The 19,654-nt window shown below is 73.6% G+C and carries 14 protein-coding genes; 13 read left to right on the top strand and 1 reads right to left on the bottom strand.

All coding sequences use genetic code 11. The features are described 5' to 3' along the window. Window positions 1-23: 23 nt before the first annotated feature. The 7 genes from ACIQU4_RS29675 (at window position 24) to ACIQU4_RS29645 (ending at window position 8,986) form a co-directional block, all read left to right on the top strand. Window positions 24-1,394, top strand: coding sequence for a nitrate/nitrite transporter (locus ACIQU4_RS29675; protein ID WP_403736998.1), 1,371 nt, complete (start codon window positions 24-26; stop codon window positions 1,392-1,394). A gap of 126 nt (window positions 1,395-1,520) precedes the next feature. Beyond that, window positions 1,521-2,690, top strand: a complete 1,170-nt coding sequence (locus ACIQU4_RS29670; RefSeq protein WP_403736995.1) for a uroporphyrinogen-III synthase — start codon at window positions 1,521-1,523, stop codon at window positions 2,688-2,690. Window positions 2,691-2,858: 168 nt separating this feature from the next. After that, entirely contained in the window at window positions 2,859-3,383 is a 525-nt protein-coding gene (locus tag ACIQU4_RS29665) for a GNAT family N-acetyltransferase (protein ID WP_403737131.1), read from the top strand. Between the two features lie 99 nt (window positions 3,384-3,482). Beyond that, window positions 3,483-4,052, top strand: a complete 570-nt coding sequence (locus ACIQU4_RS29660; protein WP_403736992.1) for a CGNR zinc finger domain-containing protein — start codon at window positions 3,483-3,485, stop codon at window positions 4,050-4,052. A 126-nt stretch (window positions 4,053-4,178) separates the two neighbouring features. Continuing rightward, window positions 4,179-6,485 carry a HelD family protein gene (locus ACIQU4_RS29655; RefSeq protein ID WP_403736990.1) on the top strand — a complete coding sequence of 769 codons (2,307 nt, stop codon included), beginning with the start codon at window positions 4,179-4,181 and terminating at the stop codon, window positions 6,483-6,485. A 452-nt stretch (window positions 6,486-6,937) separates the two neighbouring features. Beyond that, entirely contained in the window at window positions 6,938-8,341 is a 1,404-nt protein-coding gene (locus tag ACIQU4_RS29650; RefSeq protein ID WP_403736987.1) for an NAD-dependent malic enzyme, read from the top strand. A gap of 363 nt (window positions 8,342-8,704) precedes the next feature. Next, window positions 8,705-8,986, top strand: a complete 282-nt coding sequence (locus ACIQU4_RS29645; protein WP_007264399.1) for an HU family DNA-binding protein — start codon at window positions 8,705-8,707, stop codon at window positions 8,984-8,986. Between the two features lie 303 nt (window positions 8,987-9,289). Here ACIQU4_RS29645 and murA read toward each other — a convergent pair whose 3' ends face one another. Continuing rightward, window positions 9,290-10,636 (bottom strand): UDP-N-acetylglucosamine 1-carboxyvinyltransferase, encoded by a 1,347-nt coding sequence (gene murA, locus ACIQU4_RS29640; RefSeq protein WP_403736984.1) that lies wholly within the window; start codon window positions 10,634-10,636, stop codon window positions 9,290-9,292. Between the two features lie 288 nt (window positions 10,637-10,924). Between murA and ACIQU4_RS29635 the strand changes: the two genes are divergently transcribed. The 6 genes from ACIQU4_RS29635 (at window position 10,925) to ACIQU4_RS29610 (ending at window position 19,489) form a co-directional block, all read left to right on the top strand. Next, window positions 10,925-11,485 carry a YqgE/AlgH family protein gene (locus tag ACIQU4_RS29635; RefSeq protein WP_387285849.1) on the top strand — a complete coding sequence of 187 codons (561 nt, stop codon included), beginning with the start codon at window positions 10,925-10,927 and terminating at the stop codon, window positions 11,483-11,485. A gap of 29 nt (window positions 11,486-11,514) precedes the next feature. Continuing rightward, entirely contained in the window at window positions 11,515-11,799 is a 285-nt protein-coding gene (locus tag ACIQU4_RS29630; protein ID WP_030161320.1) for a DUF3039 domain-containing protein, read from the top strand. Window positions 11,800-12,048: 249 nt separating this feature from the next. Then, a complete protein-coding gene (locus tag ACIQU4_RS29625; RefSeq protein ID WP_403736981.1) occupies window positions 12,049-13,719 on the top strand; it encodes a beta-N-acetylhexosaminidase in 1,671 nt (556 codons plus the stop codon). A 423-nt stretch (window positions 13,720-14,142) separates the two neighbouring features. Next, a complete protein-coding gene (locus ACIQU4_RS29620; protein WP_403736978.1) occupies window positions 14,143-15,045 on the top strand; it encodes an FAD binding domain-containing protein in 903 nt (300 codons plus the stop codon). Further along, on the top strand, window positions 15,042-17,147 hold the full coding sequence (locus ACIQU4_RS29615; protein ID WP_403736975.1) for a 2Fe-2S iron-sulfur cluster-binding protein: 2,106 nt from the start codon (window positions 15,042-15,044) through the stop codon (window positions 17,145-17,147). The genes ACIQU4_RS29620 and ACIQU4_RS29615 overlap by 4 nt, the downstream gene beginning before the upstream one ends. Further along, window positions 17,144-19,489, top strand: coding sequence for a xanthine dehydrogenase family protein molybdopterin-binding subunit (locus ACIQU4_RS29610; RefSeq protein ID WP_403736972.1), 2,346 nt, complete (start codon window positions 17,144-17,146; stop codon window positions 19,487-19,489). The genes ACIQU4_RS29615 and ACIQU4_RS29610 overlap by 4 nt, the downstream gene beginning before the upstream one ends. Window positions 19,490-19,654 lie beyond the last annotated feature (165 nt).

Below are 19,654 nucleotides of genomic sequence, written 5' to 3'. Positions count from 1 at the left end.
CGCGACAGCTGTGGAGGCGTGTGATGACCGGAACGACCGCACCGCGCAAGGGGGGCCGCTGGATCGAGCGGTGGGAACCCGAGGACGAGGGCTTCTGGAAGGAGTCCGGGGAGCGCATCGCCCGCCGGAACCTGCTCTACTCCGTGCTCAGCGAGCACATCGGGTTCTCCGTCTGGACCCTGTGGTCGGTGATGGTGCTGTTCATGGGCCCCGCGTACGGGATCGACCCGGCCGGGAAGTTCTTCCTCATCGCGACGGCCACGTTCGTGGGCGCGTTCGTCCGGGTGCCGTACACCTTCGCCGTCGCCCGCTTCGGCGGCCGGAACTGGACCGTCGTCAGCGCCCTGCTGCTGCTCGCGCCCACCGCGGCCGCGCTGGTCGTCATGGAGCCGGGGACCTCGTACGGCACCTTCCTGGCCGTCGCCGCGCTGACGGGCGTGGGCGGCGGGAACTTCGCCTCCTCCATGACCAACATCAACGCCTTCTTCCCGCTGCGGAAGAAGGGCTGGGCGCTCGGCCTGAACGCCGGCGGCGGCAACATCGGCGTGCCCGTGGTGCAGCTCGTCGCCCTGCTGGTCATCGGGACCGCCGGGGCCGGGCACCCGCGGCTGCTGCTCGCGGTCTACCTGCCGCTGATCGTGGCCGCGGCCGTGCTGGCCCTGCTGCGGATGGACAACCTGGCGCCCGTACGCAACGACGGCGGCGCCGTCCGCGAGGCGGTCCGGGACGCCCACACCTGGATCATGGCGTTCCTCTACATCGGCACCTTCGGGTCCTTCATCGGCTACAGCTTCGCCTTCGGGCTCGTCCTCCAGACGCAGTTCGGCCGCACCCCGCTCCAGGCCGCCTCGCTCACCTTCGTCGGGCCGCTGCTCGGCTCGCTGATCCGGCCCGTCGGCGGCGCCCTCGCGGACCGGTTCGGCGGCGCCCGGATCACCCTCGCCACGTTCGTGGCGATGGCGGCCGCGACCGGGGTCGTCGTATACGCCTCGGCCGAGGAGTCGCTGCCCGTCTTCCTCGTCGGATTCGTCGCGCTGTTCGTGCTGAGCGGGCTCGGCAACGGCTCCACGTACAAGATGATCCCCGGCATCTTCCAGGCCAAGGCGCTGGCGCGGGGCATGGGCGGCGAGGCGGCGGCCGCCTACGGGCGCCGGCTGTCCGGAGCCGCCATGGGGCTCATCGGCGCGGTCGGCGCCCTCGGCGGACTCGGCATCAACCTGGCCTTCCGGGAGGCGTTCTCGACCTCCGGGTCCGGGACGGCCGCCTTCGTCACCTTCCTCGGCTTCTACGCGGCCTGCTGCGCGGTGACGTGGGCGGTATACCTTCGCCGGCCCGCCCCCGCGGTGCTCCCGGCGGCCGGCGCCGGGGCGAAGCCGCAGCTCACATCGGTGTAACGGCGGTTTACGGACACGAAATACGGCGGAACCGAGCCCGACACGCCGACTTGACAGGCTCGGTTCCGTTCTCGCGACACGTGATCGCGCGAAGTGACGACGACCCACTGGGCAAGGCAGGTCACCATGGACGACACCCGCACAGCCGCCGCCCCGACGGCCGCTCCCGCGGCCGGTCCGCTCGCGGGGTTCACCGTGGGGGTCACCGCGGCCCGCAGGGCGGACGAGCTGATCGCCCTGCTGCGCCGGCGGGGGGCCACCGTCGTACACGCCCCGGCCCTGCGGATCGTGCCGCTGGCCGACGACGGCGAACTGCTCGCCGCCACGAAGGAATTGATCGGCCGCGCGCCGGACACCGTGGTCGCCACCACCGCGATCGGCTTCCGCGGGTGGATCGAGGCCGCCGACGGTTGGGGCGTCGGCGAGGAGCTGCTGGCGCGGCTGCGGGCCACCGAACTGCTGGCGCGCGGGCCGAAGGTGAAGGGGGCCGTCCGGGCCGCCGGGCTGGTGGAGACGTGGTCCCCGCAGTCGGAGTCCCTCGCCGAGGTGCTCGACCGGATGCTGGCCGGCGGGGTCGCCGGGCGGCGCATCGCCCTCCAGCTGCACGGTGAGCCGCTGCCCGGGTTCGTCGAGGCGCTGCGGGCCGGCGGGGCGGACGTGGTCGTGGTCCCGGTGTACCGGTGGATGGCCCCGGAGGACCTCGCGCCGATGGACCGGCTGCTGGACACGGTGGCCGGGGGCGGGATCGACGCGGTGAGCTTCACCTCGGCTCCGGCGGCGGCTTCGCTGCTGTCGCGGGCGGAGGAGCGGGGGATGACGGAGGCGGTGCTCGCGGGGCTGCGGGGGGACGTGCTGTCGGCGTGCGTGGGGCCGGTGACGGCGCTGCCGCTGCAGGCGCGCGGGGTGGACACCGTGCAGCCGGAGCGGTTCCGGCTGGGGCCGCTGGTGCAGCTGCTGTGCCAGGAGCTGCCGGGGCGGGCCCGGGTGCTGCCGGTGGCGGGGCACCGGGTGGAGATCCGGGGGCACGCGGTGCTGGTGGACGCGGAGCTGCGGCCGGTGCCGCCGGCGGGGATGGCGCTGCTGCGGGCGCTGGCGCGCCGGCCGGGGTGGGTCGTGGGGCGGCCGGAGCTGCTGCGGGCGCTGCCGGGGGCGGGGCGGGACGAGCATGCCGTGGAGACGGCGATGGCACGGCTGCGGGGGGCGCTGGGGGCGCCGAACCTGATCCAGACGGTGGTCAAGCGGGGGTACCGGCTGGCGCTGGACGCGGGTGAATGCCACACGGACTCCGCCGGTTGAACGGGGTCGGGTGCGGCCCTGGCACTCCCGGGGCTCCGCCCGGGCCCCGTGAGTGTCAGGGCGCCTCAAACGCCGGCGGGGCTGGAATCGGCGGGGCTGGAATCGGCGGGGCTGGATGTGCGTGCTGAGGTTCGTTAGCGTGCCCTGGTGATCATTGACGGGGTGGAGATGCGGGGCGTCGGGGTCGGGGACGCCGCCGGGCTGGCCGACACGCTGACGCGGAACCGGGCGTACATGGCGCCCTTCGAGCCGTGGCGGTCCGAGGTGTTCTTCACCGAGGCGGGGCAGGCCGCCCGGATCGAGGCGCTGCTCGCCGAACGCGACGCCGGGCGCACCGCGTCCTACGTGCTCGTCGAGACCGGCTCCGGCACGCCCGTCGGCATGATCAACCTCGGCAGCATCGCCCTCGGGCCCTTCCGCAGCGGCGGCATCGGCTACTGGGTCGACCGGGCCCGGCACGGCAGGGGACTGGCCACCGCCGCCGTCGAGGAGGTCTGCCGGATCGCCCGCGACGAGATCGGGCTGCACCGCGTCGAGGCCGGGACCCTGGTCGACAACGTGGCCTCGCAGCGGGTGCTGGCGAAGGCCGGGTTCGAGCAGTACGGGCTCGCGCCCCGCTACCTGCACATCGACGGCGCCTGGCGCGACCACCGCCTCTTCCAGCGCCTCCTCCACGACGACCCGCCGCTCTAGGGGGTGTCCTACGCGAGCCCTGGCCCCCGTACGGGGGGTTCCGCATCGCCCCGGCGCCCGGCACTCTGAGAGGCACGCAGGCAAGAGGCGGTGACGGGCATGTGGTTCGAATCCGGGCGGGTGTGCCTGGACCTGGTGGCCACCTTCGCCGCCCCCGCGGGCGCCGAGGAGATCCAAGACGGCGACGAGCTGCGGCTGTGGCTCGCCGGAGCCGGGCTCGTGCCCGACCGGACGCCGATCGCCCGGGTGGGCCCCGACTGGGTGGAGGCCTTCCGGGCGCTGCGCCGCGATGTGGGGAGCCTCGTACGGGCGGAGCTCGCCGGGGCCGGTCCCGACGAGGGCGCGCTGGCCCGGGTCAACGCGCTGGCCGCCGGTCCACCCCCGGGACTGTGTGCCGTACAGGACCAAGAAGGGCACCTCGTGCGGGAGTTGTGCGGCGGCGTGGAATGCGGTGCGCTGCTCGCCGCCGTCGCCCGGGACGCCGTGGAACTGCTCACCGATCCCGGCGAGCGGGACCTGCTGCGCTCCTGCGAGGGGGACGGCTGCACCCGGGTCTACCTGGACACTTCGCGCGGGCACCGGCGGCGCTGGTGCTCCAGTGAGCTGTGCGGCAACCGCGAGCGGGTCGCCCGGCACCGCCGCAGGGTCCTCGCGGCCCGTCCCGGGTAGCGATCGGGTGGCGACAGGGCGGCGGCCGGGCAGTGATCTTCGCCCGGTCACCGGAACGGGCGTGCGGACAGGGTGCCGCTTCGCGTACGGTTGACGGTCGCCCATGCACATCAGAAGGGGGCCTTGGTGGCCGCGCAGAATGCCGCTGTCGACAGCACGGCGGATTCCGTCCGCGATCGGGAGATCGCGGTCGAGCAGACGCATCTGGACCAGGTGTACCGCCGCCTCGAAGAGAAGATCGACGAGGCCGAGTTCCTGATGAACGACGCGGCCAAGCGCGGTCAGGTCGGCACGCCCGGCGCGCTCGCCGAGCGCGACGCGCAGGTCTTCCGGGCGGGTATCCACCTGAACCGGCTGAACAACGAGTTCGAGGACTTCCTCTTCGGCCGGATCGACCTGGTCCTCGGCAAGGACGGGGAGCGCGGGCCCGACGGCGCGTACACCTCCGTCCAGCCCGCCGACGACGCGATCCGCGGGGACCTCACCGCCGACATCGCCGAGACGCTCCACATCGGGCGCATCGGCGTGCTCGACGCCGACTACGCGCCGCTGGTCATCGACTGGCGCGCGCCGGCCGCCGCGCCGTTCTACCGCTCCACGCCCAAGGACCCGGGCCGCGTCGTACGGCGCCGCGTCATCCGCTCCAAGGGCCGCAAGGTGCTCGGCGTCGAGGACGACCTGATGCGCCCCGAGATCACCGCCTCCCTCGACGGCCGGGAGCTGCCCGCCATCGGCGACGGCGCCCTGATGGCCGCGCTCGGGCGGGCCCGTACGCACTCGATGCGGGACATCGTCTCCTCCATCCAGGCCGAGCAGGACATGGTGATCCGGGCCCCCGCGGCCTCGGTCGCGGAGGTCGCGGGCGGGCCCGGCACCGGCAAGACCGCCGTCGCCCTGCACCGCGCCGCCTACCTGCTCTACCAGGACCGGCGCCGCTACTCCGGCGGCATCCTGATCGTCTCGCCGACCCCGCTGCTCGTCGCGTACACCGAGGGCGTGCTGCCCTCGCTCGGCGAGGAGGGCCAGGTCGCCATCCGGGCGCTCGGCTCGCTGGTCGACGGCGCCGAGGCGACCACGTACGACGAACCGGCCGTGGCCCGCGTCAAGGGCTCCTCGCGCATGCGCAAGGTGCTCCACAAGGCCGTACGGGGCGCGCTCGAACTCGGTGACGCCCCGGAACGGCTGCGCGTCGTGGCCTTCGGGCGGCGCCAGGAGCTGGAGGCCGACGAGCTGAACCGGATCCGGCAGAACGTGCTCAGCGGCACCGCGCCGGTGAACCTGCTGCGCCCGCGCGCCCGCAAGCTGCTCCTCGACGCCCTGTACGCGAGATCGGGCGGGACCGGCCGGCACAGCGATCCGGAGCTGGCGGCCGAGCTGCGCTCCGCGTTCGACGAGGACATCTCCACCGAGGACGCGTTCATCGACTTCCTGAACGCCTGGTGGCCCGAGCTGACCCCGCGCGGGGTGCTCGCCGCGATGGCCGACGAGCGCCGGCTCGGCCGCTGGTCGCGGCGGGTCCTCAACCCGCGCGAGACCCGCCAGCTGGCGCGCTCGCTGCGCCGGGTGGGCCCGGACGGCAAGGGTCCGCTGTCGGTGCACGACGTGGCGCTGCTGGACGAGCTCCAGCTGCTGCTCGGCGCGCCGGCCCGGCCCAGGCGCAAGCGGCAGCTCGACCCGCTCGACCAGCTCAGCGGGCTGGAGGAGCTGATGCCGACCCGCGAGGAGACCCAGTGGGAGCGGGCGGAGCGGATCGCGGCGGAGCGCACCGAGTACGCGCACGTGATCGTCGACGAGGCGCAGGACCTGACGCCGATGCAGTGGCGGATGGTGGGCCGCCGCGGCCGGCACGGCACGTGGACGGTGGTCGGCGACCCGGCGCAGTCCTCGTGGACGGACCCGGAGGAGGCGGCCGCGGCGCGTGACGAGGCCCTGGGTTCCCGGCCGCGCCGGCGGTTCACCCTGACCGTGAACTACCGCAACCCGGCGGAGGTCGCGGAGGTCGCGGCCCGGGTGCTGCGGCTGGCGATGCCGGGCATGGAGCCGCCGACGGCGGTCCGCTCCACGGGCCTGGAGCCCCGCTTCACGGCCGCCGGCGGCGATCTGGGCGCGGCGGTCCGCGAGGAGACGCGCAGGCTGCTGGAGCAGGTCGACGGCACGGTCGGCGTGGTCGTGGCCATGGACCGGCGCGCGGAGGCCGCGGGCTGGCTGGCGGACCTGGGGGAGCGGGCGGTCGCGCTCGGCAGCCTGGAGGCCAAGGGCCTGGAGTACGACGCCACGGTGGTCGTCTCCCCGGCGGAGATCGCGGAAGAGTCCCCGGCGGGCCTGCGGGTGCTGTACGTGGCCCTGACCCGCGCGACGCAGCAGCTGACGGTGGTCTCCGCGGGCCGCGACGAGCCCGGCGAGGACGGGGTGCCGGCGCTGCTGAAGCCGTAGGCCGCGCGGGTCCGCGCTCCGTGGGACCACGTGGCACGGATGGCTCGCGGCCACACGCGTGGTGAGACGAGGTCAACCCCCTGGAGGGGGATCGCTTCCGGCGATCCTTTGTTAGCCTGGGTGCGGCACCGACTCGATCCAAGCCCCCGGGCCCAACCTTCGTCGCTTAGAGCGACCACTTGCCGCGAGGCGAGCATGGCGGGTCGGTGTCATAGACGTTCATACAGGTCCGCGCCCCTCGGATTCCGGGGGGCGCGGACCTTTTTCGTACGGGCCTACGCTTCCGCGCACCTGATCTATCTCGTATGGTGGAAGTGTCTTTCCGAAATTTGTAGCTGGTTACCTTGTACTGGCTGGTAGGTGGGACGATCGGACAACAGGTCCTGCCGCACCTGCCGTGCGTGGGGCCCTGTGTGTGTACAAAAAACCAGGGACAGAAGAGGAACACGGCCATGGCAACGGCGCCCAGCGTCTCGTACTCGATGACGGTCCGCCTGGAAGTGCCCGCGAGCGGAACCGCGGTCTCCCAGCTGACCACCGCCGTGGAGTCTTCCGGTGGGTCGGTCACCGGCCTCGACGTGACCGCCTCCGGTCACGAGAAGCTCCGTATCGACGTCACCATCGCCGCGACCTCCACCGCGCACGCCGACGAGATCGTCGGCAAGCTGCGCGGCATCGAGGGCGTCAGCCTCGGCAAGGTCTCCGACCGAACCTTCCTGATGCACCTCGGCGGCAAGATCGAGATGGCGTCCAAGCACCCCATCCGCAACCGCGACGACCTCTCGATGATCTACACCCCGGGCGTCGCCCGCGTGTGCATGGCCATCGCCGAGAACCCCGAGGACGCGCGCCGCCTCACCATCAAGCGCAACTCCGTCGCAGTCGTGACGGACGGCTCCGCGGTACTGGGCCTCGGCAACATCGGCCCGATGGCCGCGCTGCCCGTCATGGAGGGCAAGGCGGCCCTCTTCAAGCGCTTCGCCGGCATCGACGCCTGGCCGATCTGCCTCGACACCCAGGACTCCGACGAAATCGTCGCGATCGTCAAGGCCATCGCCCCGGGCTTCGCCGGCATCAACCTGGAGGACATCTCCGCGCCGCGCTGCTTCGAGATCGAGGCCCGCCTGCGCGAGGCCCTCGACATCCCCGTCTTCCACGACGACCAGCACGGCACCGCCATCGTCGTCCTCGCCGCCCTCACCAACGCACTTCGCGTGGTGGGCAAGGCGGTTGGCGACGTCAAGGTCGTCATGTCGGGCGCCGGCGCGGCCGGTACGGCCATCCTCAAGCTGCTCCTCGCGGCCGGCGTGAAGAACGTCGTCAGCGCCGACATCCACGGTGTCGTCCACGCGGGCCGCAACGACCTGGTCGACGCGGCCGCCGACTCCCCGCTGCGCTGGATCGCCGACAACACCAACCCCGAGGGCTACACGGGCACTCTGAAGGAGGCCGTGGTCGGCGCCGACGTGTTCATCGGCGTCTCCGCCCCCAACGTGCTGTCCGGCGAGGACGTCGCGGCCATGGCCGAGGGTGCGATCGTGTTCGCGCTCGCGAACCCGGACCCCGAGGTGGACCCGGCCGTCGCCCGCCAGACCGCCGCCGTCGTGGCCACCGGCCGCTCCGACTTCCCCAACCAGATCAACAACGTGCTGGTCTTCCCGGGTGTCTTCCGCGGCCTGCTGGACGCCCAGTCCCGCACCGTGAACACGGACATGATGCTGGCCGCCGCGACCGCGCTCGCGGACGTCGTCGGCGAGGACGAGCTCAACGCCAACTACATCATCCCGTCGGTGTTCAACGACAAGGTGGCCGGCGCGGTCGCCGGAGCCGTCCGCAAGGCCGCCTCGGCGAACTGACGCGGTGTCGGGCGAAGCCGCGCCGGGTCCGGCCGCCGCTGTGACGGCCCTCACGGCTTGCCGATCCCGGCGCGTCGCGAGATGCGGGCCCGGCGGGCCGCCTCTAGGGTTGCGGGGATGCCCGCGAGGTCCGCGGTCCGCATCCACCAAGTGCGGACGGAGCGTCACCGCGGCGTGACTGTGGCGCTTTTCGTGTGACCCTGGCGGGTGCCGGATTGGCTTTCCCGCCGCTGGTGGGGGCAGGATGCGTAACCGGGCGAGAGGGTCTGACGTTCAGACCCGGGTCCGGGGACTGTCCGAGGGCCCTGGCAGCATCGGCTTCGATCTCACGCCTCTAAGGCAAGTTGAACACGGGAGTACAACATGAACCGCAGTGAGCTGGTGGCCGCTCTGTCCGAGCGCGCCGAGGTGACCCGCAAGGACGCCGACGCCGTTCTGGCCGCGCTCGCCGAGACCGTCGGCGAGATTGTCGCCAAGGGCGACGAGAAGGTCACCATCCCCGGCTTCCTGACCTTCGAGCGCACCCACCGTGCCGCTCGCACCGCGCGCAACCCGCAGACCGGCGACCCCATCCAGATCCCGGCCGGCTACAGCGTGAAGGTCTCCGCGGGCTCCAAGCTCAAGGAAGCCGCCAAGGGCAAGTAAGTCCTGCCCGTACCGGGGCCCGTACGGGCCCTCGGAGCGGCGGAGCAGTACGCAGTACTGGCGAAGGGCGGCCATCCCCGGGCGGGGAGGCCGCCCTTCGGCCTGTCCGGGGTCCCGCCGAGGTCCCGCCGGGGTTCTGCGGGGTTCTGCCGGGCCGCGGCGCCGTACGGGCCGCGAGGGCCTCGTACGGGCCGGTGAACGGCCGCGTGCGGGCCGGTGAACGGCCGCGTGCGGGCCGGTGAGCGCATGCGAAAGCCCCCCGGACCCTGGTGGGCCCGGGGGGCTTTCGGTCGGCCGTACGGCTCAGACGAGGTCGCCGCCCGGAAGCTCGACCTTGGCTCCCAGCTCCACGAGCTTCTCCATGAAGTTCTCGTAGCCGCGGTTGATGAGGTCGATGCCGTGGACCCGCGAGGTGCCCTCGGCCGCCAGCGCCGCGATCAGGTACGAGAACCCGCCGCGCAGGTCGGGGATGACCAGGTCGGCGCCCTGCAGCTTCGTCGGGCCGGAGACGACCGCCGAGTGCAGGAAGTTGCGCTGCCCGAACCGGCAGGCGCTGCCGCCCAGGCACTCCCGGTACAGCTGGATGTGTGCACCCATCTGGTTGAGCGCGGAGGTGAATCCCAGACGGGACTCGTAGACCGTCTCGTGGACGATCGAGAGGCCCGCGGCCTGGGTCAGGGCGACCACCAGCGGTTGCTGCCAGTCGGTCTGGAAACCGGGGTGCACGTCCGTCTCGAGCGCGATCGCGTTGAGCGGGCCGCCCGGGTGCCAGAAGCGGATGCCCTCGTCGTCGATCTCGAACGCGCCGCCGACGCGGCGGTACGTGTTCAGGAACGTCATCATCGAGCGCTGCTGCGCCCCGCGGACGTAGATGTTGCCGCCGGTCGCCAGCGCCGCGGAAGCCCAGGAGGCGGCCTCCAGGCGGTCCGGGAGCGCCTTGTGGTTGTAGCCGCCGAGGCGGTCGACACCGGTGATCCGGATGGTCCGGTCGGTGTCCACGGAGATGATGGCGCCCATCTTCTGCAGGACGCAGATGAGGTCCTCGATCTCCGGCTCCACCGCGGCGTTGCTCAGCTCGGTGACGCCCTCGGCCAGGACGGCCGTCAGGAGCACCTGTTCGGTCGAGCCGACCGAAGGGTAGGGCAGGCGGATCTTGCAGCCGCGAAGGCGCTGCGGGGCCTCCAGGTACTGGCCGCCCTCGCGCTTCTCGATGGTCGCGCCGAACTGGCGGAGCACGTCGAAGTGGAAGTCGATCGGCCGGCCGCCGATGTCGCAGCCGCCGAGGCCCGGGATGAAGGCGTGGCCGAGGCGGTGCAGCAGCGGGCCGCAGAACAGGATCGGGATGCGCGACGAACCCGCGTGCGCGTCGATGTCCGCGACGTTCGCGCTCTCGACGTGCGTCGGGTCGAGTACGAGCTCACCCGGCTCCTCGCCGGGGCGAACGGTCACCCCGTGCAGCTGGAGCAGCCCGCGTACGACGCGGACGTCGCGGATGTCGGGAACGTTGCGGAGCCGGCTGGGTCCGCTGCCGAGCAGAGCGGCGACCATGGCCTTGGGCACGAGGTTCTTCGCACCGCGGACACGGATCTCGCCCTCGAGCGGGGTACCGCCATGGACAAGTAGTACGTCGTCTCTGTCTGTGCCGGTCATGAATCTCGCGTTCCGGAGAGGGGCTCCCCCGGCGAGGCCAGAGGAGGGTGGGCAGGGGGCCAGGGAAAAGGGTAAGGGGCAGCACCCCCTTGTTCGTAAGGCTGACGCGGCCGTAGGACTGTCATGAATCAGCCACAACACCCACAGTGCCCACCTCATGGCGGAGTGTCGCATTCCGCCATCGCCGGCGGCGCGCGCTCCTCCCTGCTGCCGTGCGCCCTGAACTGCGTGCGATCCGGTGCGCCCGCCCGCTCCCCCTGAAGGGCGATTGTGCGAGATCATGTCGGCATGACCGAGGTGTCCTCCCTCACAGGGCGGCTGCTCGTGGCCACCCCCGCCCTCGCGGACCCGAACTTCGACCGCGCGGTGGTGCTCCTGCTCGACCACGACGAGCAGGGCTCGCTCGGCGTGGTCCTCAACCGGCCCACCCCCGTGGGGGTCGGCGACATCCTGCTGCCCTGGGCGACCCTGGCCGGCGATCCCGGGGTCGTCTTCCAGGGCGGGCCGGTGGGCCTGGACTCGGCCCTCGGCGTGGCGGTCATCCCCGGCGAGGAGGGGCCGCTCGGGTGGCGCCGCGTGTACGGGGCGATCGGCCTGGTCGACCTGGAGGCCCCGCCGGAGCTGCTGGCCGCGGCCCTCGGCTCGCTGCGGATCTTCGCCGGCTACTCGGGCTGGGGCCCGGGCCAGCTGGAGGTCGAGGTCGGCGACGGCGCCTGGTACGTCGTGGAATCGGAGCCCGGGGACGTGTCGTACCCGGATCCCGAAAGGCTGTGGCGGGCGGTGCTGCGCCGCCAGCGCAGCGAGCTCGCGATGGTCGCCACGTATCCCGACGACCCGTCGCTCAACTGACCCGCGCACGGGTCGGTACCCTGGCTTTTATGAGCACTCTTGAGCCCGAGCGCGGGACTGGTACGGGGACCCTCGTAGAGCCGACGCCGCAGGTGTCCCACGGCGACGGCGACCACGAGCGCTTCGCCCACTACGTCCAGAAGGACAAGATCATGGAGAGCGCGCTCGGCGGGACCCCCGTCGTCGCGCTGTGCGGCAAGGTGTGGGTACCGGGCCGGGACCCGAAGAAGTACCCGGTCTGCCCCATGTGCAAGGAGATCTACGAGTCCATGGGCCCCGGCGGGGACAAGGACAAGGGCGGCAAGGACAAGTAGGTCCGGTTCCGTCCGGTCCGGTCCGGTCCGGTTCGGTCCGTTCGGCCCGAGCTGTCCGGTCCGTTCGGCCCGTTCGGCCCCTCCTTGGCGGGACCGAGGCCCTCGAAGGCCCCCTGATGCGCTGATGCGCGTCCGGGGGCCTTTGCCGTGCGCGGGGGGCGGACTAGGGTCGGCCGCACGGGCGCCGGGCGCCTTGTGGAACGCGCGTTGCGCATCGCGCAACGGCTGGACGGTGGAGGGGCCGAGGCCATGCCCGAGTTGATTCCGGAGCCGCGGTACGCGCGATTCGCCCGCGACGCCGGCGAGTGCGTACTGGACGATCCGCTGCTCCACGTCGGCCCCGGCGCCGAGGCCACCGCCCGCTGGCTGCGCCGCGAGCTCGGCGCGGCCACCGGCTGGGAGCTGCCCGCGCCGGCCGCGGGGGAGGAGGGGGAGGCGGGGGAGGCGTACGGCGGGCGTACGGTGATCCGGCTGGTGCTCCGCCCCGACCTGGCCCACAGCGTCGGCGCGGAGTCGTACGAGCTGCACGTCGCCCAGCGCGAGGTCCTGCTCGAAGGCGCCGGCCCGGCGGGTCTCTTCTACGCCGCGCAGACGCTGCGCCAGCTGCTCGGGCCCGAGGCCCACCGGCGCGCGCCCACGGCGCCGGGGCGCGCCTGGCGGCTGCCGGTGGGAGGGATCCAGGACGCGCCCCGCTTCGGCTGGCGCGGCATGATGCTGGACGTGGCCCGGCACTTCATGCCGAAGGACGGGGTGCTGCGGTACGTCGACCTGCTCGCCGCGCACAAGCTCAACGTGCTGCACCTGCACCTGACGGACGACCAGGGCTGGCGGGTCGAGATCAAACGCCACCCGCGGCTCACCGAGGTCGGCGCGTGGCGGCCGCGCAGCCGCTGGGGGCACCGGGCCTCGCCGCTGTGGAACGAGACCCCGCACGGCGGCTTCTACACGCAGGACGACATCCGCGAGATCGTCGCGTACGCCGCCGAACGGCACGTGCGGGTGGTTCCGGAGATCGACGTACCGGGGCATTCGCAGGCCGCGATCGCCGCGTACCCGGAGCTCGGCAACACCGACGTCGTGGACACCGGCGCGCTGGAGGTGTGGGACGACTGGGGGATCAACGAGAACGTGCTCGCGCCGACCGAGGCCGTACTGCGCTTCTACGAGGGGGTCTTCGAGGAGCTGCTGGAGCTGTTCCCGGCGGAGGTCTCGCCGTTCGTGCACGTGGGCGGCGACGAGTGCCCCAAGGGGCAGTGGCGCGCGTCGGCGCTCGCGCAGGAACGGATCCGGGAGTTGGGGGTGGACGGGGAGGACGGGCTCCAGTCCTGGTTCATCCGGCACTTCGACGGCTGGCTCGCGGAGCGCGGCCGGCGGCTGATCGGGTGGGACGAGATCCTGGAGGGCGGGCTCGCGCCGGGGGCGGCGGTCTCCTCGTGGCGCGGGTACGCGGGCGGGATCGCCGCCGCCGAGGCCGGGCACGACGTGGTGATGTGCCCCGAGCAGCAGGTGTACCTGGACCACCGTCAGGCGGGCGGCGGGGACGAGCCGATGCCGATCGGGTACGTGCGCTCGCTGGAGGACGTGTACCGCTTCGAGCCGGTGCCGCCGAAGCTGTCGCCGCAGGCCGCGTCCCACGTACTGGGCGCGCAGGCCAACGTGTGGACCGAGGTGATGGAGAACCAGGGCCGGGTGGACTACCAGGTGTTCCCGCGGCTGGCGGCCTTCGCCGAGGTGGTGTGGTCGCGGCTGCCGGAGCCGGGCGAGCGGGACTACGCGGGCTTCGAGGCCCGGATGGGCGGGCACTACCGGCGGCTCGACGCGCTCGGCGTCGACTACCGGCCGCCGGGCGGGCCGTTGCCGTGGCAGCGGCGGCCGGGGGTGCTCGGACGGCCGATCGAGGGGGAGCCCCCGAACGTGTGATGCGGGCGGGGCGGTCGGAGGGCGAATGGGGGGCGGCAGGGACGACGGGGGCGGCAGAGGGCGGCAGGGGGTGACAGGGGGTTGGCCGGAGGTGGCCGGAACCTTTCCGTACTGTTTCGGCGCCGATCGGAACTCTTCGGACTTCTGCGGAACTCCCGAGGGTTCCGGGACGTCCTTCGTTCTTGGGGGCGGTCAGGAACTCTTGCTCGATTTCGGGGGATTCGGCGGATCTGAATCGATTCGGTTGATTCGGTGGATACGGGGGAAACCGGACGTCCTGAAGCTCCAGGGGGCGCCCGCCGGACCCTCGCGCCGGGCGGTGGGGAAGATGTGCCAGAGTTGCCACGTCCCGGCGGTGAGCACGTACCGTACGGCGGACAGGCGTGAGCGCCGGGACCGGGACATCGGGAAGGGGCAGCTGGGTTGACCACGCACGCACCGCATGCACTGCATTCATCTCAGGCGCCGCAAGCGGCGCAGTCCGTGACGCTGCCGGCCTCGCTCGACGAGGCCGTGGCGGCACTCGCCGCCATGCCCGCCGCCGTGCCCGTCGCCGGCGGCACCGACCTCATGGCCTCCGTCAACGCCGGGCTGCTGCGGCCCGCCGCGCTCGTGGGCCTGGGCCGGATCAACGAGATCCGCGGCTGGCAGTACCAGGACGGGCACGCGCTGCTCGGCGCCGGGCTCACCCACGCGCGGATGGGACGGCCGGATTTCGCCGCTCTGATCCCCGCGCTGGCGGCGGCCGCGCGGGCCGCCGGGCCCCCGCAGATCCGCAACGCCGGCACCCTCGGCGGCAACATCGCCACCGCCGCGCCGACGGGCGACGCACTGCCCGTACTGGCGGCGCTGGAGGCGATCCTCGTCATCCACGGCCCGGGCGGCTCGCGCCGGGAGATCCCGGTCTCGCACCTGCTGGCCGGCCGCGAGATGCTGCGGCCCGGCGAGCTGATCGGCTTCGTACGGGTCCCGCTGCTGCACGCGCCGCAGGTCTTCCTGAAGGCCACGGGGCGTACGGGCCCGGGGCGTGCGGTGGCGTCCGTGGGGCTCGTACTGGATCCCGCGCGCCGGGGTGTGCGCTGTGCGATCGGCGCGGTCGCGCCCATGCCGCTGCGGCCGCTGGAGGCCGAGCAGTGGGTGGCCTCGCTGATCGACTGGGACGGGGAGCGGACCCTGGCTCCCGAGGCGCTGGAGGCCTTCGGCGAGTACGTCGCGGCCGCCTGCGTGCCCGACCAGGGCGAACCGGTGGCACCCGGGGTACTGCATCTGCGGCGGACGGTCGCCGTGCTGGCACGGAGGGCCCTGGGGAGGGCGCTGACCTCATGAGTGAGAACGAGAACGTGAGCGGAACGACGGGGGACGCGGGTCCCGCGGGCCACACCGGCACCGGCTGGGGCTGGGAGCCGGTCCCGCAGGGCGGCGAGTACGACTCCGACGCGACGGCCTTCGTGAAGCTGCCGCAGGACATGCTGGACGCGCTCGGCACCGGGGAGCCGCTCGCGGCGCCCGGGCACGGCTACGTGCCGCCGCCGATGATCGTGCCGCTGGGTTCGGCGAGTGCGGATCCGGCGGCGACGGGGATGTGGACGATTCCGGTGCAGTGGCCGGAGGCGGGCACGGCGCCGCACACCGGTGGCGGTGCGGGTGCTTCCGGTGGCGCGGGTGCTGGTGCTGGTGCTGGTACGCCGACGCCCGCGCCGGTCGGCGGGCCGATCCCGGCTTCGATCCCGATTCCGGCCTCCGTGGCGGCGGCGTTCGAGGGCGCGGGTCAGGATCCCGTCCGGGTTTCGGGTGCCGAGCAGGGCCAGGCGCCCGGTTCGGGCCAGGCCATGGCTTCGGGTCAGGTGCCGGGTTCGGCGCCGGGTCAGGTATCGGGTCAGCTATCGGCTTCGGCCGAGGGTGCGCACGATTCCGGTGCGACCGCCGAGTGGCGGTTCCCGGAGGCGGTCCAGGACTCCGAGCCCGTGACCACCGGCCAGTGGACCCTCCCGGAACTGCCCGAGCAGACCGGGGAGTTCCGCCTCGGTGCCGCGGCGGCCGACTGGAGCCAGGCTCCGGCGACGCTGCCGGGCGGCGCGGCGGCCCCCTGGGCGACCCATCCCGACTTCGAGGCGGCGGCAGCCGCGCGTCCGGGTCCGGATGCCGCGATGAGCTCGGGCGTGCTGCCCGAGGCGCGGCCCGACGCGGGCGACACCGGCACCTCGGGCGGGGTCCTGCGGCGGCTCGGCGGCCCCGGCGTCGGCGGCCCCGGGCGCGGCCCCCGTGTACTGGGCGGACCCGGCGTGGGCACGCTCCCGGAGGCGCCGGAGCCGGAGCCGGTGCATCCGGCTCCGCACGACATCGAGGCCGCCCACGGCCCGGCGCCGACGCCGGTCACGGCGGAACGGCCGCATCCGGGGGCGGAGGCCGCCGAGGTGGCTTCGCGCGCCGACGCGGATCGGGAGCGCGCGGCGACGCCCGTCGCGGCTGCCGAGTACGCGCTGTCGGGCGGTCCGGGGGTCGGCGGCGTCGCCGGTGGCTTCGGGGAGCCCGGGGACACCGACGGGCACGGGTTCACGGCATCCGGCCACGGGCACGGCCCCGCCGGGGCGGAGTCCGGGCCGGGCAGTGAGCACGGGTTCACGGCGGAGCCCGCCGCGGAGCCCGCCGACACGGACGGGCGGGGTCTCGGGGGCGGCTTCGGCGAAGCCGGGGCTCCGGGAATGCCGACTGCGGACACCGCGGACATCGCTGTGGCGACGCCGGATGCGGGAAGCGCCGAAGGTTTCCCGGCCGAGGGGCCGACGTACGAAGAAAACGCGACTGCCGAGGCCGTCGCCCATCACGAGCACCCGCTGGCTTCCTACGTCCTGCGCGTCAACGGCGCCGACCGGCCCGTCACCGGCGCGTGGATCGGCGAGTCCCTGCTCTACGTGCTGCGCGAGCGCCTCGGCCTCGCCGGCGCCAAGGACGGCTGCTCGCAGGGCGAATGCGGGGCGTGCGCGGTGCAGGTCGACGGCCGGCTCGTCGCCTCCTGCCTGGTGCCGGCCGCGACGGCGGCGAGCAGCGAGGTCCGGACCGTGGAGGGGCTCGCCGGGGGCGGGGAACTCTCGGACGTGCAGCAGGCGTTGTGCAGGTCGGGTGCGGTGCAGTGCGGATTCTGCGTGCCCGGCATGGCCATGACCATCCACGACCTGCTGGAGGGCAACCACGCCCCCAGCGAGCTGGAGACCCGGCAGGCCCTGTGCGGGAACCTGTGCCGCTGCTCCGGCTACAAGGGCGTCATCGAGGCCGTCCGCGAGGTCGTCGCCGAGCGTGAGGCGTCGGCCTCAGCCTCGGCCGACGCTACCGGGAGCGGGGCCGGGAACGGCTCTGGCGCGGAGGCGCGTATTCCGCACCAGGCGCCGCCCGGCGAGGGCGGGATCCACCACAACGGAGGCATGGCGTGAGCGGGCACGACGCGGCCACGGCCACGACGACGGTATCGGTCTCCGCGGGCGCCTCGGCCGCCGCGCCGCCCGAGGCGGGCGAGCAGGAGGTGCCGCGCGGAATCGGGGCCTCCGTGCCCGCCGCCGACACGCGCGCCAAGAGCGAGGGCACCTTCCCGTACGCGGCCGACCTGTGGGCCGAGGGCCTCCTCTGGGCCGCCGTCCTGCGCTCCCCGCACGCCCACGCCCGCATCCTCTCCGTCGACACCTCCGCGGCCGCCGCCATGCCCGGCGTGCGCGCCGTCGTCACCCACGCCGACGTCCCCGGCGCCACCACGCACGGCCGCCGCATCGCCGACCGGCCCGTCTTCGCCCACGACGTCGTCCGCCACCACGGCGAGCCCATCGCCGCCGTCGCCGCCGACCACCCGGACACCGCCCGCCTCGCCGCCGCCGCGATCGCCGTCGAGTACGAGCTGCTCGACGCGGTGACGGACCCCGAGCAGGCCTTCGGCGCCCCCGCCCTGCACCCCGACGGCAACCTGATCCGGCACATCCCGCTCCGCTACGGCGACCCGGAGGCCACCGGCGAGGTCGTCGTCGAGGGCCTGTACCGGATCGGCCGCCAGGACCCCGCACCCATCGGCGCCGAGGCCGGTCTGGCCGTGCCGCGGCCCGACGGCGGCGTGGAGATCTACACCGCCTCCACCGACCCGCACCTGGACCGCGACCTGGCGGCGGCCTGCTTCGGCCTCGAACCCGACCGGGTACGGGTCGTGGTGACCGGCGTCCCGGGCGCCACGGCCGACCGCGAGGACGCCGCCTTCCAGCTGCCGCTGGGGCTGCTCGCCCTGCGCACCGGCTACCCGGTCAAGCTGGCCGCCACCCGCGAGGAGTCCTTCCTCGGCCACACCCACCGCCACCCGACGCTGCTGCGCTACCGCCACCACGCGGACGCGGAGGGCCGGCTGGTCAAGGTCGAGGCCCAGATCCTGATGGACGCCGGCGCCTACGCCGACTCGTCCTCCGAGTCGCTGGCCGCGGCGGTGGCGTTCGCCTGCGGCCCGTACGTCGTGCCGCACGCCTTCGTCGAGGGCTGGGCGGTCCGTACGAACAACCCGCCGTCGGGCCACGTACGGGGCGAGGGCGCGATGCAGGTCTGCGCCGCGTACGAGGGCCAGATGGACAAGCTCGCGGCCGCCCTCGGCATCGACGGCGCGGAGCTGCGCCTGCGCAACGTACTGGCGACGGGCGACCTGCTCCCGACGGGCCAGACGGTCACCTGCCCGGCCCCCGTGGCGGAACTCCTGCGTGCGGTACGCGATTACCCGCTCCCCTCGCTACCGAAGGACACCCCGGAGGAGGAGTGGCTGCTGCCGGGCGGCCCGGAGGGCGCGGGCGAGCCGGGCGCGGTGCGGCGCGGGGTCGGGTACGGCGTGGGCATGGTCCACATGCTCGGCGCGGAGGGCACGGACGAGGTCTCGACGGCGACGGTCAAGGTCGTCGACGGGGTGGCGACGGTGATCTGCGCGGCCGTGGACACCGGCCAGGGCTTCGCCACGCTGGCCCGCCAGATCGTGCAGGAGACGCTGGGCGTGGACGAGGTCGTGACGGCCCCGGTCGACACGGACCAGCCGCCGGCGGGCCCGGCGGCGCACGGCCGCCACACGTGGGTCTCGGGTGGCGCGGTGGAGCGCGCGGCAAAAATGGTCCGCACGCAACTCCTCCAGCCGATGGCCCACAAGCTGGGCATGTCGACGGAACTCCTGCAGATCCAGGACGGCCGCGTCACCTCGTACGACGGAGCCTTCTCCACGACGGTCTCCGAGGCCATGGCGGGCAAGGAACTCTGGGCGACGGCCCAGTGCCGCCCCCATCCGACGGAGCCCCTGGACGGCGACGGGCAGGGCGACGCCTTCGTGGGCCTGGCGTTCTGCGCGATCCGCGCGGTGGTGGACGTGGACATCGAACTGGGCTCGGTGCGGGTCGTGGAACTCGCAGTGGCCCAGGACGTGGGCCGCATCCTCAACCCCCGCCAGCTGGAGGCCCGTATCGAGGCGGGCGTCACGCAGGGCGTGGGCGCGGCGCTGAGCGAGAACCTCCGGTCGGTGTCGGGCCTGGTCCGCCACCCCGACCTGACGGGCTATGCGCTGCCGACGTCGCTGGACGCGCCGGTGGTCCGGATCGTCAAACTGGTCGAAGAGCGGGACGTGGTGGCCCCGTTCGGCGCGAAGGCGGCGAGCGCGATCCCTGTGGTGACGGCCCCGGCGGCGGTAGCCTCAGCGGTACGTTCGGCCACGGGCCGCCCGGTGAACAGGCTCCCGATCCGCCCCTCGGCGGCGGTCGCAACGCCCAACTCGTGACCGTGTGACCCGCATTGCACGTGCAACCCCGAGGTTGGGACTGTCGGTGCCGGTCGCTAGAGTGATCGGTAAGACGTAGTACGTGCGCGATTGAACGGGTGCGAACGGGGAGGGGCCGCGGCGGAAGCGCCGCGACCCCGGGGATTACGGGGAGTCGGGGAGGCC

It is taken from the genome of Streptomyces sp. NPDC090741 (genome assembly GCF_044769045.1).
Taxonomy (GTDB): Bacteria; Actinomycetota; Actinomycetes; order Streptomycetales; family Streptomycetaceae; genus Streptomyces.
This window is presented reverse-complemented; position numbering and strand designations above follow the sequence as displayed.

Coding starts and splice junctions, on each gene's coding strand:
- ACIQU4_RS29615 (WP_403736975.1), top strand. CDS start 15,042: ATGAGTGAGAACGAGAACGTGAGCGGAACGACGGGGGACGCGGGTCCC.
- ACIQU4_RS29665 (WP_403737131.1), top strand. CDS start 2,859: ATGCGGGGCGTCGGGGTCGGGGACGCCGCCGGGCTGGCCGACACGCTG.
- ACIQU4_RS29630 (WP_030161320.1), top strand. CDS start 11,515: ATGAGCACTCTTGAGCCCGAGCGCGGGACTGGTACGGGGACCCTCGTA.
- ACIQU4_RS29625 (WP_403736981.1), top strand. CDS start 12,049: ATGCCCGAGTTGATTCCGGAGCCGCGGTACGCGCGATTCGCCCGCGAC.
- ACIQU4_RS29660 (WP_403736992.1), top strand. CDS start 3,483: ATGTGGTTCGAATCCGGGCGGGTGTGCCTGGACCTGGTGGCCACCTTC.
- ACIQU4_RS29650 (WP_403736987.1), top strand. CDS start 6,938: ATGGCAACGGCGCCCAGCGTCTCGTACTCGATGACGGTCCGCCTGGAA.
- ACIQU4_RS29675 (WP_403736998.1), top strand. CDS start 24: ATGACCGGAACGACCGCACCGCGCAAGGGGGGCCGCTGGATCGAGCGG.
- murA (WP_403736984.1), bottom strand. CDS start 10,636: ATGACCGGCACAGACAGAGACGACGTACTACTTGTCCATGGCGGTACC.
- ACIQU4_RS29645 (WP_007264399.1), top strand. CDS start 8,705: ATGAACCGCAGTGAGCTGGTGGCCGCTCTGTCCGAGCGCGCCGAGGTG.
- ACIQU4_RS29635 (WP_387285849.1), top strand. CDS start 10,925: ATGACCGAGGTGTCCTCCCTCACAGGGCGGCTGCTCGTGGCCACCCCC.
- ACIQU4_RS29670 (WP_403736995.1), top strand. CDS start 1,521: ATGGACGACACCCGCACAGCCGCCGCCCCGACGGCCGCTCCCGCGGCC.